Source organism: Acinetobacter sp. AOR12_HL (genome assembly GCF_027855275.1).
GTDB lineage: Bacteria > Pseudomonadota > Gammaproteobacteria > Pseudomonadales > Moraxellaceae > Acinetobacter > Acinetobacter baumannii.
The window spans coordinates 51,974-64,303 of record NZ_JAKTIJ010000005.1; the positions used below are offsets into that span (position 1 = coordinate 51,974).

Annotated in this window: 12 protein-coding genes and 3 tRNA genes; 9 read left to right on the plus strand and 6 right to left on the minus strand. The window is 41.7% G+C overall.

Going from position 1 to position 12,330, the window contains the following annotated elements; genetic code table 11:
* Position 1: 1 nt before the first annotated feature.
* Genes MKL36_RS01345 through pilB form a run of 3 tightly spaced genes read right to left on the minus strand, consistent with a single transcriptional unit; the run spans position 2 to position 3,830 of the window.
* A complete protein-coding gene (locus MKL36_RS01345) occupies positions 2-862 on the minus strand; it encodes a prepilin peptidase (RefSeq protein ID WP_001152278.1) in 861 nt (286 codons plus the stop codon).
* A complete protein-coding gene (locus MKL36_RS01350; protein WP_000279218.1) occupies positions 862-2,088 on the minus strand; it encodes a type II secretion system F family protein in 1,227 nt (408 codons plus the stop codon). The genes MKL36_RS01345 and MKL36_RS01350 overlap by 1 nt, the downstream gene beginning before the upstream one ends.
* A gap of 29 nt (positions 2,089-2,117) precedes the next feature.
* Complete coding sequence (pilB, locus tag MKL36_RS01355) at positions 2,118-3,830, minus strand: type IV-A pilus assembly ATPase PilB (protein WP_001274987.1); 1,713 nt, start codon at positions 3,828-3,830, stop codon at positions 2,118-2,120.
* A gap of 290 nt (positions 3,831-4,120) precedes the next feature.
* Between pilB and tpiA the strand changes: the two genes are divergently transcribed.
* The 9 genes from tpiA (at position 4,121) to MKL36_RS01400 (ending at position 11,056) form a co-directional block, all read left to right on the plus strand.
* A complete protein-coding gene (gene tpiA / locus MKL36_RS01360; protein WP_000016932.1) occupies positions 4,121-4,915 on the plus strand; it encodes a triose-phosphate isomerase in 795 nt (264 codons plus the stop codon).
* A 12-nt stretch (positions 4,916-4,927) separates the two neighbouring features.
* Positions 4,928-5,257, plus strand: coding sequence for a preprotein translocase subunit SecG (gene secG / locus MKL36_RS01365; RefSeq protein WP_000555570.1), 330 nt, complete (start codon positions 4,928-4,930; stop codon positions 5,255-5,257).
* Between the two features lie 56 nt (positions 5,258-5,313).
* Positions 5,314-5,398 (plus strand) — tRNA-Leu (locus MKL36_RS01370).
* Positions 5,399-5,440: 42 nt separating this feature from the next.
* A tRNA-Met gene (locus MKL36_RS01375) sits at positions 5,441-5,517 on the plus strand.
* A gap of 89 nt (positions 5,518-5,606) precedes the next feature.
* A tRNA-Met gene (locus MKL36_RS01380) sits at positions 5,607-5,683 on the plus strand.
* A 215-nt stretch (positions 5,684-5,898) separates the two neighbouring features.
* Entirely contained in the window at positions 5,899-6,423 is a 525-nt protein-coding gene (gene rimP, locus MKL36_RS01385; protein WP_000777730.1) for a ribosome maturation factor RimP, read from the plus strand.
* 37 nt (positions 6,424-6,460) lie between these two features.
* The gene (gene nusA, locus MKL36_RS01390) at positions 6,461-7,945 is read left to right on the plus strand and encodes a transcription termination factor NusA (RefSeq protein WP_000532248.1); all 1,485 of its coding nucleotides are present in this window, start codon (positions 6,461-6,463) and stop codon (positions 7,943-7,945) included.
* Positions 7,946-7,955: 10 nt separating this feature from the next.
* Positions 7,956-10,655 (plus strand): translation initiation factor IF-2, encoded by a 2,700-nt coding sequence (gene infB, locus MKL36_RS01395; RefSeq protein ID WP_000130326.1) that lies wholly within the window; start codon positions 7,956-7,958, stop codon positions 10,653-10,655.
* On the plus strand, positions 10,655-11,056 hold the full coding sequence (locus tag MKL36_RS01400) for a ribosome-binding factor A (protein ID WP_000897046.1): 402 nt from the start codon (positions 10,655-10,657) through the stop codon (positions 11,054-11,056). Before infB ends, MKL36_RS01400 begins: the two co-directional genes overlap by 1 nt.
* A gap of 56 nt (positions 11,057-11,112) precedes the next feature.
* Here the strand turns inward: MKL36_RS01400 and MKL36_RS01405 are convergent, their stop codons facing one another.
* Genes MKL36_RS01405 through MKL36_RS01415 form a run of 3 tightly spaced genes read right to left on the minus strand, consistent with a single transcriptional unit; the run spans position 11,113 to position 12,329 of the window.
* The gene (locus MKL36_RS01405; RefSeq protein ID WP_001167533.1) at positions 11,113-11,517 is read right to left on the minus strand and encodes a Na+/H+ antiporter subunit G; all 405 of its coding nucleotides are present in this window, start codon (positions 11,515-11,517) and stop codon (positions 11,113-11,115) included.
* Positions 11,518-11,529: 12 nt separating this feature from the next.
* The gene (locus MKL36_RS01410; RefSeq protein ID WP_000154076.1) at positions 11,530-11,805 is read right to left on the minus strand and encodes a monovalent cation/H+ antiporter subunit F; all 276 of its coding nucleotides are present in this window, start codon (positions 11,803-11,805) and stop codon (positions 11,530-11,532) included.
* Entirely contained in the window at positions 11,802-12,329 is a 528-nt protein-coding gene (locus tag MKL36_RS01415) for a Na+/H+ antiporter subunit E (protein ID WP_001177205.1), read from the minus strand. Before MKL36_RS01415 ends, MKL36_RS01410 begins: the two co-directional genes overlap by 4 nt.
* Position 12,330: the final 1 nt, after the last annotated feature.

Genomic DNA, 12,330 nt, shown 5'->3' on the forward strand with positions numbered 1-12,330 from the left:
CTTAACCTCCCAAATAAATTTTCATAATCTGATCACCCCATAAAAAGGCAACCCAACCAGCAATGGCAATATATGGCCCAAAAGCAAAAGGCTGATTGTCATTTCTTAATTTTAATAAAATGATGCCAATGATTGCGCCAAGTAACGATGACAATAACACAATTAACGGCAGCATCAATGGCCCCATCCATGCACCTAATGCTGCAAGCAATTTAAAGTCGCCGTAGCCCATACCTTCTTTGCCAGTGATCACTTTAAATAAGTAATAGACAATCCAAAGACATAGGAAACCAATGAGATAACCCCAAATGGCTGAGTTGGGTGAGGTATAAATATTAAAGGTATTAATACCTAAGCCGAGCGCAGCTAAAGGTAAGGTAAAGCGATCAGGCAATAATTGTGTATCGAAATCAATAAAAGTAAGGGCTATCAGTACCCATGTGAGGACGAGTCCAAAAAGCATTTGTATGGTTGGGCCAAATACCATGACGACTACTAATGAACATAGCATGGTGAGTAGTTCGATGGCTGGATAGCGAATACTAATCGGGTGCTGGCAATGACCACATTTTCCTCTTAACACAAGCCAGCTTATAACAGGAATATTTTGATACCAACGGATCGGTTGCTGACATGCAGGGCACGATGAAGCAGGCTTACTTAAAGTTAACTTCTCATGATCAATAATGGGTTGCTCAGGATTGAGCAGCATTTGGCATTCTTGCTGCCAATCTTGCTCCATCATTTTTGGCGTGCGGTAAATCACTACATTAAGAAAGCTACCGATACATAGGCTCACGAGTGCAACAGCAATATAAAGTGCAGTTAAGTTTTGAATAAAATACGCAATGATGTCTTGCATTATACAACTGAGCCCATTTGGAAAATTGGAAGATACATAGCAATTACCAGACCGCCTACGAGCACCCCTAAAATTGCCATAATTAAAGGTTCCATCATAGAAGTTAAACCATCAACGGCATTATCCACTTCATTTTCATAATAAGTGGCAACTTTATCGAGCATGCTGTCTAGTGCACCCGATTCTTCACCAATTGCTACCATTTGTATAGCCATAGATGGAAAACGATTAGAGACCCGCATAGCAAACTGAAGCTGTTGACCCGTTGCGACATCTTCACGAATTTTCATCACAGCTTTTTCATAAATCACGTTATTGGTTGCGCCAGCAGTCGATTCTAATGCATCAATAAGTGGAACACCTGCGGCAAATGTTGTAGCAAGCGTGCGGCTATAGCGGGCAATGATTGCCTTATAAACCAAGTCCCCAAAAATAGGTAACTTAAGCGCCAGTTTATCTAAGCCGTCACGAAACTTTTTACTGCGTTTTTTTGCTTCCAGAAAGGCAGCAATGACTGCGCCAATCGCAATAATCATAATGAACCAGTATTCCTGCATCCATTTCGACATATTCACAACCATTTGCGTAAATGCAGGTAAATCTGCTCCAAAAGACGCAAATAAATCTTGGAAAACGGGAACTACTTTAACCATCAAAATAATGGTCACCACAATGGCCACTACAATAACTGTTGCCGGGTATTTCATTGCTTTCTTGATTTTCTGCTTGAGCAATTCACTTTTTTCTTTGTAAATTGCAACGCGGTCCAGCATCGTTTCGAGTGCGCCTGATTGTTCACCAGACTCAACAAGTGAACAAAACAAGTTATCAAAATGTTGAGGATATTTTCTTAAAGCTGAGGCAAAAGTACTACCACCTTCGACTTCACCTTTAATACCGAGTACAACCTCACGCATGGCTGGGTTTTCTAAACCTTCAGCTACAATTTCAAAGCCTTGTACGAGGGGTACACCAGCTTTCATCATGGTCGCCAGTTGTCGAGTAAAAATCGTAATATCGAGTGTGGTGACTTTTTTCTTGAATAAACCTTCAAGAATATTTTTACGTTTTTCACGTATAGTTCGAACAGTCACCCCTTGTTTGCGTAAGGTTACTTTGGCTAAAGCCATGTTTTTAGCCGGAAGTTCTCCTTTGATTTTTACGCCCTTACGGTCAACCCCTTCATAAGCAAAAGTCGGCATCATTTGTGCCTTTTTGACAGCCATTAGATTATCCTTATTTTTTAAATAGTGTCTTATTCACTGGTGACACGGTTGACTTCTTGTAAAGAGGTCACCCCTTGCATCACCTTTTTTAAACCTGAACGACGTAGATTATTAAACCCCAATTTTTCAGAAGCAGCTGCGATTTCTAAAGCGTTGCCATCTTCCATAATAATCTTGGAAATTTCAGGTGTAACTTTCATTACCTCATAAATACCGACACGGCCTTTATAGCCTTCACGACATTCAGGGCAACCTACGGGCTGAAAAACCCGAAAATCTGGGTGCGCTAAATCTTGTTCGGTAAAGCCCATTTCTAATAAGCTTTGTTTAGGAATATCAGCAGGTATTTTGCATTGAGAACAAAGACGACGTGCTAAACGCTGTGCAATAACTAGGTTTACTGATGTTGCAATATTAAAAGAAGGAACCCCCATATTGCGTAGACGGGTCAATGTTTCCGGAGCACTATTGGTATGTAGTGTTGACATCACCATGTGGCCAGTTTGAGCCGCCTTAATCGCAATTTCTGCTGTTTCCAAGTCACGAATCTCACCCACCATAATAATATCAGGGTCTTGTCGTAAAAATGATTTAAGTGCGGCCGCAAAAGTAAGGCCTACCTTGGGGTTTACGTTAACTTGATTAATTCCTTCAAGGTTAATTTCTACTGGGTCTTCGGCAGTGGAAATATTAGAGCTTTCAGTATTTAAAATATTTAAACCTGTATATAACGATACGGTTTTACCAGAACCTGTTGGTCCGGTAATTAAAAGCATGCCTTGAGGTTTATCTAATGCCTCCATAAACAAAGCTTTTTGATCTTCTTCATATCCTAGTGCATCAATTCCTAGCATTGCGCTTGATGGGTCAAGAATACGTAGAACTAACTTTTCACCAAACAAAGTCGGGAGGGAGTTCACACGAAAATCAATCGCTTTGCTTTTTGACAGCTTGAGCTTGATACGACCATCTTGTGGGACACGTTTTTCAGAAATGTCCATTTGAGACATTACTTTTAAGCGTGATGCCAAGCGGTTTGCAAGCTGTAGAGGGGGATTAGCAATTTGACGTAACACGCCATCGACACGATAGCGCACCCGATAGGATTTTTCGTACGGTTCAAAATGTAAGTCTGAAGCACCCATACGAATGGCATCAATTAATAACTTATTAATATATTTAACAATTGGGGCTTCATCGCCTTGAGGAGCTTCTTCTTCATCTTCTTGAGCGGTAGGGCCATCAAGATTAACATCGAGATCAAACTCTTCATCATTGAAGTCAAAGCTGCTTTCTTCTGCAAAATGCTGGCCTAAAACTTTTTCGAGTTTATGGTGCTCCACAATTACGGGCTCAACCAGCAATTTACTATTAAAACGGATTGCATCAATCGCTTCGATATTGCTTGGATTACTGGTCGCGACATATAAAATTTGCCCTCTTTGAATGAGTGGCAAAATTCGATGTTTTAAAATCAGTTTCTGATCGACCAGATCTTTAGGAATCTGAGAAGTGTCATAAACATCAAGATCGAAATATGGTTCAGCAAACTCAGCAGAAATTGTTTCAGCCAATAACGAAGGGGAGAGATGAACCTCTTCAATTAAATATGCGACTGTGTCCTGCTTAGCTCTTTTCGCTGCATCTAATGCAGTTTGCATGGTCGCTGCCGACACATGCTTTTCTTCGACTAAACGTCGAAAAAACCCCGTAAATTTTGGAGATGTATGTAATGCTGACATCTGCCTGCCTATGTTAATGTGTTTATAATTGGTATATGAAAAATTATACTTTTGTTATGTAAAATTACTACCTTAGAAAGTGTTGCTCGCGTCCTACTCAGCCTATTAAAGCTTGAACCAGTCGAAGTTTTTCTTTATTAATTTTTAGAATGTCGGACTTTTAATAAAGTAAAGTTTTTTCTTAATTTCAAACACTAGAAAAGATATGAGTAATCGCGTTAAAGAAAAGTATCTGAAATTTGTATAAATGCGTGTAGAATGTGCTGCATTTTTGATGAAAGGTGAGCAGTATGTCGGGTTCGACGATTACGCCTTGGGTAGTTGGTAACTGGAAAATGAATCCAATGCGTGCCAACGCCAACCAACTTATAGAAGAATTTAAACAATTATTGCAACAAAACCAAATTGCAGATGAAAACTGCCATGTGGGCGTTGCCCCTGTTTCTATTGCCCTTACAACGGTACAAGCGCAATTACAGGATGCTGCAAGAACGGTACATACGGTTGCACAGGATGTATCACGTGTTGCTGGTACAGGTGCTTATACTGGTGAAGTCAGTGCAGAACTATTAAAAGATAGCCAAATTAATTTCGTACTGGTTGGACACTCTGAACGTCGTGATATTTTTGGTGACAACGTTGAAATTTTGAAGGCAAAACTCCAAAATGCATTAAATGCGGGTATGACTGTCATTTATTGTGTGGGCGAAAGCCTTGAACAACGTGAGCAAGGTCAGGCCGAGCAAGTTGTTCTACAGCAAATTTGTGATATTGCACCTGTAGTAACTGCTGAACAATGGCAAAACCAAGTGGTTATTGCCTATGAACCTATTTGGGCAATTGGTACAGGTAAAACAGCTTCTCCGCAAGATGCGCAAGCGATGCACGCTAAAATTCGTGAAGGCTTATGCCAACTTACACCGGCAGGCTCAAATATTGCTATTTTATATGGCGGTAGTGTAAAAGCTGAAAATGCTGTTGAGTTAGCTGCATGTCCAGATATCAATGGTGCGTTGGTGGGTGGTGCTTCATTAAATGCAGCATCTTTTTATCAAATTGTACAAGCCTTCGCGCAAAGCAAATAACGAGGATAGGGTATGCACTCTTTTGTACTTGTTGTACATATTATTTTAGCAGTACTAATGATTGCATTAATTTTAGTGCAACATGGTAAAGGCGCAGATGCAGGTGCCTCTTTTGGTGGAGGTGGCGCAGCAACAGTATTTGGTGCGTCTGGTTCAGGTAACTTCTTGACTCGCGTGACTGCAATTTTGACAGCTTTATTCTTTGTGACCAGTTTGACTCTGGCTGTTTTTGCCAAAAAGCAAACGACTGAAGCATATAGTTTGAAAACTGTACAAACGACTGCGCCAGCGCAGACTACATCGCCTGAAACTTCACCAAATGCACCAAAAACTGGCCAATAATTGGAAATAAGACTTTCCTTTTGGAATTGAAAGGACTAGAATGCGTCCCACAAGCTGCGGTGGTGGTGGAATTGGTAGACACGCTACCTTGAGGTGGTAGTGCTTTCGGGCGTGGGGGTTCAAGTCCCCCCTTCCGCACCAACTTTGAACCAGAAAGTTGAGTGCAAGCAGTTTTGTTTTTGATGCGGGATGGAGCAGTCTGGTAGCTCGTCGGGCTCATAACCCGAAGGTCGTTGGTTCAAATCCAGCTCCCGCTACCAATTTGATTAAGGTGCAACTTAGTCAAGCTAATATTGGATAAGTTTACATTGACTTTTTTCGATATTTGTATATAATTTTTGCACGTTGATGCGGGATGGAGCAGTCTGGTAGCTCGTCGGGCTCATAACCCGAAGGTCGTTGGTTCAAATCCAGCTCCCGCTACCAAGTTTCTTAAAGAGGCTCACAGACAAGGTGGGCCTTTTTGCACAGTGGACTATTGTTTTCTGTGCTATATAGGGGCGATTAACGCCCTTTTTTATTGGTTATCGTATCGCTATCGTGTAGTGTCGACATCAATTGGTCAAATAGTCATGCTTCACTATAGTAAGTCTGTGTCGGTTAAAACAACCGATTGAATCGCACGAGAATGACGAGAGTAAATGAAATTATCAAATAAATCCCAAGCATTGTATGACATGATTGCTCCAGCAGTGGAGGCATGTGGTGTCGACCTTTGGGGAATTGAATTCCTTCCACAAGGTAAGCGTTCATTATTGCGTATTTATATCGATAGACCGGTTGATGAAAATGCTGAACCAGTGATTAATGAAGATGGTGAAGTAGAGCAAGGCCGCGGTATTGGTGTAGAAGATTGTGTTCGTGTTACACAACAGGTCGGCGCAATGCTGGATGTCCATGATCCGATTTCAGGTGAATATGCATTAGAAGTTTCTTCACCAGGTTGGGATCGACCATTTTTTCAACTCGAACAGTTGCAAGGCTACATTGGACAACAGGTTGCTTTGCGTTTGATTGCTGCAGTAGAAAATCGTCGTAAATTTCAAGCAAAACTCCTTGCTGTAGACCTTGAAAATGAAGAGATTCAGGTTGAAGTTGAAGGAAAGCATGTGCTTGATATCGACAGCAACAATATCGATAAAGCAAACTTGATCTATCAAGATTAAATTTATTTAAATTATATAAGAAATCGGTAGGTGACTTATGGGCCGCGAAATTCTTACCGTTGTTGAAACGGTTAGTAATGAAAAAGGTGTTAGTCGTGAAGCGATCTTCGAAGCTTTAGAACAAGCTCTAGTTGCTGCAACGAAGAAAAAATTTTACGAGGGTACCAATTCTGAAGAAGCTCAGCTTCGTGTAGAAATTGATCGTAGAACTGGTGATTACCGTACATTCCGTCAATGGACTGTTGTGGCAGATGAAGATCATGAAATGCCAGCATGCCAAGACGCAATTTCTGATGTTGATCCTGCAAAATGGTCAATTGGCGACGTTCGTGAGCTTGAAGTAGAATCGATTGAGTTCGGTCGTATCGCTGCGCAGATTGCGAAACAGGTTATCGTACAAAAAATTCGTGAAGCAGAGCGTGCATTAGTTGCTGATGCTTATGAATCAAAAGTTGGCGAGCTAATTTACGGTGAAGTGAAAAAGCAAACTAAAGATGGTTTCATCATTGACTTAGGTGACAATGCTGAAGCTTATTTAGCTCGTGAAGAAATGATTCCTAAAGAGATTCTTCGTCCAAAACAACGTGTAAATGCTATTTTATATAGTGTAAACCGTGAAGGCCGTGGTGCTCAGCTTCTATTATCACGCGCTAAGCCTGAAATGCTTATTGCTTTGATGAAGAAAGAAATTCCTGAAATTTCTGAAGAAATTATTGAAATTAAAGCTGCGGCGCGTCAACCAGGTGTTCGTGCAAAAATCGCAGTAAAAACGAACGACCACCGTATTGACCCTGTTGGTGCATGTATTGGTATGCGTGGAACACGTATCCAGGCTGTACAGCAAGAGTTAAATGGTGAGCGTATTGATGTTGTAGTTTGGTCTGATGATCCAGCTCAATACATCGCAAGTGCATTAGAACCAGCTGATGTATCAGGCATTGTGCTTGATGAAGATGCAAAAAGTGCAGACATCATTTTTGCTACCAACGATCAATTGGCACGTGCGATTGGTTCGCAAGGTCAAAATGTTCGTTTAGCTTCTGATTTAACTGGCTACAAACTCGACATGATGCTTGAAGAAGAGTATCGTGCTCGTCAGCAGAATGAAGCTCAGCAATATCTCGACATGTTCGTATCACGTTTAGATATTGAAGAAGACTTGGCAATGGCGTTAGTAGAGATGGGCTTCACTTCTTTAGAAGAGATTGCTTATGTGCCAGCTGAAACTTTTGACGAAATTGAACTTGACGCTGAGTTAGTTGAGTTATTGCAAAGTCGTGCAAAAGAAGCTGCATTAACTGATGCATTGAAACAGCAAGAAAATATTCAAGAACCGAGTGCAGACCTTCTCAATATGGAAGGCATGACCTCTGAGATCGCTTACTCGCTAGCCGCTCGCGGTATTATTACTGTTGATGATTTGGCAGATCAAGCAACTGACGATATTTCTGATATTGAAGGTCTTGGTCATGAAAAAGCAGGTCAATTGATCATGAAAGCTCGCGAATCATGGTTTAACTAGGAGATGAAATATGACGGACAAGTCGATTAAAGAGTTAGCTCTCAGCGTAGGACGTCCTGTTGAGAAGCTCCTAGAACAGGCTCGTGAAGCAGGTTTGCCTCAACGTACAGCAGACGACATTATTACCACTGAACAACAGGACACTTTAGTCAATTATTTGAAAAAGGTGCATGGTCAGGAAAGTGGTAACACAGGAAAAATTGCGTTGAAACGTAAAACAACCAGTACCGCTAAAGTTGCAAGTACTTCGGGTAAAGCAAAAACTATTAACGTAGAAGTACGTAAAAAACAGGTTTTTGCTAAACCAAACCCAGAACAAATTGCAGCAGAAGCTAAAGCGCGTGCAGAAGCAGAAGCTAAAGCGCGTGCAGAACAACAAGCGCGTGAAGCTGCAGAGCAAAAAGCGCGTCTTCAAACAGAGCAAAAAGCAAAAGCAACTTTAGATGCAATGCGTGCTGCTCATCAACAAGATAGCGCTGCACAGTCAGCTCCTAAAGCTGCTGTTGTAGTGAAAAAACGTGGTGGTGGTACAGTAAAACCTGCACCAAAACCAGCAGAAACATTAGAGCAAAAGAAAGCGCGTGAAGCACAAACAGCTCAGTTGAAAGCAACTGAAGAAGCTGCACGTCGTAAAGCGGCTGAGGAAGCTCAGCAGCGTACGCTTGAACAAATGCGTAAGATGGCATCTAAATATTCAAATGATGATGCTACTGCAACTATTCGTGTGATTGATGATTCTCCTCTTGCTTCAGGTCTTGTTGGCCAAGCTTATGAAGATTCATTTAATCAAGAAGACCGTGAAATTAAACGTGGTGGTGCTACAACTAACCCTCGCGCTGGTAAGAAAGGCGGTCGTCGTGGTCAAGAAGAGCAAAGCTTCGTTAACCATAACAAACGTGGTTTAAAATCAAGCCAAGCGAACAAGCATGGTTTTGAAAAGCCAGTTAAAAAGCAAGTCTATGATGTAGAAATCGGTTCAAGCATTGTTGTTGCCGATCTTGCTCAGAAGATGGCGATTAAAGTACGTGAAGTTATCAAGACACTTATGAAAATGGGTGAATTGGTTAACCAGAACCAGACAATTGACCAAGATACAGCTGCACTTGTTGTAGAAGAAATGGGCCATAACCCTGTTCTAGTTTCTGATACACAAGCAGAAGATAACTTACTTGAAGCAGCTGAAGAAGCACGTGGTGAACAAACTACCCGTCCTCCAGTTGTTACAATCATGGGTCACGTTGACCATGGTAAAACATCATTGCTTGACCGTATCCGTCGTTCTAAAGTGGCGGCAGGTGAAGCAGGTGGCATTACCCAGCACATTGGTGCATATCACGTTGAAACAGACAAAGGGATTATTACATTCCTTGATACACCGGGACACGCAGCATTTACCTCAATGCGTGCACGTGGTGCTAAAGCAACGGATATCGTGGTATTGGTTGTTGCAGCAGATGACGGTGTAATGCCGCAAACTGCAGAAGCGATTGACCATGCACGTGCAGCAGGAACTCCAATTATTGTTGCTATCAACAAAATGGATAAAGAATCTGCTGATCCAGACCGTGTGTTAAATGAATTAACAACCAAAGAAATCGTTCCAGAAGAATGGGGCGGTGATGTTCCGGTTGCTAAGGTTTCAGCACATACTGGCCAAGGTATTGATGAACTCCTTGATTTAATTCTGATTCAATCTGAATTGATGGAATTAAAAGCATCTGCTGAAGGTGCTGCACAAGGTGTTGTTATTGAAGCACGTGTTGATAAAGGCCGTGGTGCAGTAACTTCGATTCTTGTTCAAAACGGTACATTAAATATTGGTGACCTTGTTCTTGCTGGTTCATCATATGGCCGTGTTCGTGCGATGTCTGATGAAAACGGTAAGCCGATTAAGTCAGCAGGACCATCTATTCCAGTGGAAATTTTGGGTCTACCAGAAGCTCCAATGGCGGGTGATGAAGTTCTTGTCGTAAATGACGAGAAGAAGGCACGTGAAGTTGCTGATGCTCGTGCAGACCGTGAACGTGAAAAACGTATCGAACGTCAAAGCGCAATGCGTCTTGAAAACATCATGGCATCTATGGGCAAAAAAGACGTTCCTACAGTGAACGTTGTTTTAAGAACAGATGTTCGTGGTACTTTAGAAGCATTGAATGCTGCATTACATGAACTCTCTACTGATGAAGTAAAAGTTCGCGTAATTAGTTCTGGTGTTGGTGCGATCACTGAGTCTGACGTAATTCTTGCCGAGTCTTCAGAAGCTGTATTGTTAGGCTTCAACGTTCGTGCTGATACAGCTGCTCGTCAGAAGAGTGACCAAGACGGTATCGATATTCGTTACTACAGCATCATCTATGAATTGATTGATGATGTAAAAGATGCCATGAGCGGTAAACTTGCTCCTGAACACCGTGAAACTATCTTGGGTGTTGCTCAAGTACGTGAAGTGTTCCGTTCTAGTAAGTTTGGTGCTGCTGCGGGCTGTATGGTTATGGAAGGCGTGATTCACCGTAACAAACCAATCCGTGTCTTACGTGATGATGTTGTGATTTTCCAAGGTGAACTTGAATCATTACGTCGTTATAAAGATGTCGTTGATGAAGTTCGTGCTGGTATGGAATGTGGTCTTGCCGTGAAAGGTTATAACGACATCAAACCTCTTGATAAGATTGAGGTTTATGATGTTCAAATGGTTAAACGGAGTCTTTAATGGCGGGTGGACAGCGCTTAAAGCGAATGGCGGATTCAGTACAGCGCGAGCTTTCTGAACTTATCCGTCAGGAGTTGAAAGATCCGCGTCTGGGTGGTCTTGTGACCATCTCAGGCGTTAAAGTCAGTCCGGACTTAGGTTATGCCGATGTCTATGTGACCGTGATGGGTCGTGAATTAAGCGATGACCAAAACGAAGTGGCTCACCGTGAAACACTAGATATTTTGAATAAAGCATCTGGTTTTTTACGTCAGGAGTTGAGTCGTCGTATTAAAACGCGCATCACGCCTCGCTTGCGTTTCCATTACGATAAAACCAATGCATATGGTAACTATATGTTTGGTCTTATCGAAAAAGCGGTACAAGATTTACCGAAACGTGAGTCAGATGACGAAGAGTAATGAATACTCAAAATAAAAAAGCCACCTTGGGGTGGCTTTTTTATGTGTTCAAGTTTTTATTCTTGAGGAGGTTCCATGGGTGGTTTGTTTTGTGAAAAACGTTGCCCAATTTTATAACGATCCCACGGTAGAGGACGTTCAATAGCTTCAGGAACTTCACCACTCAATGAGCGTAAACGTAAATGTAGCGCGGCTTGAGCAATTAAGTTGGCTGATACAGGTGCAGTAATAAAAGCCAACAGTGTAATAAGTAACTCGGCAAAGCCAAATCGGCCTTGAAAAGCAAAAAAGATCATTGAAGCAATTAAAAAGCTACCTAAGCCTAATGTACTCGACTTGGTAGGTGCATGTAGTCGCATGAATAAATCGGGTAGACGTACCATACCGATAGATCCGACTAACATAAAAAAAGCACCGAAAACCAGAAAGATCGAAACAATAATTTCCATTGTAATTTGCATTTTGACCTTCCCCTAATCGATTACATGACCGGTTGTAAAATAACGAGCTAAAGCAGCCGTTGAAACAAACCCTAGCATAGCGACTAACAACGCCCCTTCGAATAAAGAGGTGGTTGTCCAATAAATGCCTAACACAATAATGAGACAGGTCGCATTTAAAAATAGGGTATCAAGCGCTAGTAGGCGGTCAACAATAGATGGTCCCATCACCATTCGAAATAAGCAAAGCAACATAGAGATTGTGATAGCAATCAAGCTAATGCCAAGAGCATAAGGTAGGATGGTCATGCGTTGTCCTCCGATTTGCTTTTCACATCAAAAATTTCCATGAGTGGAGCCTCATAGCGTTGTTTGATGTCTTGCACATCACTTTCAGTATTTTCTGTGCTAAGAGAGTGGACCAAAATATCACCACGCTCTTGATCAATACCGGCAGAGACCGTGCCAGGCGTTGTGGTAATAATCATTGCCAGTAAAGAGTTTACTTGTTCATGTTCTGTTTCTAATGGAACACGGTACCATTTAGGATGTAATTTTTTCGGTGACCCTAATACCAGTTTAGCAACCCGAAAATTGGAAACAATAATATCCCACAAGACAACAAAACACAGTTTTATGGCAGGTTTCCAATGGATATGCGGAGTTCTGGTAATAAAAGGACGAACTAGACGAGGAATAACAAGCCCCAAAATTACAGCCATAAGCAGGTCGCTCGCATCAAGACTATGCGCGAGCATTAACCAGAAGATGATAATCAAAAAAGAAACAAATGGATGCGGAAACCAGCGGTCAAGCAATTTAGATAGCTGCATT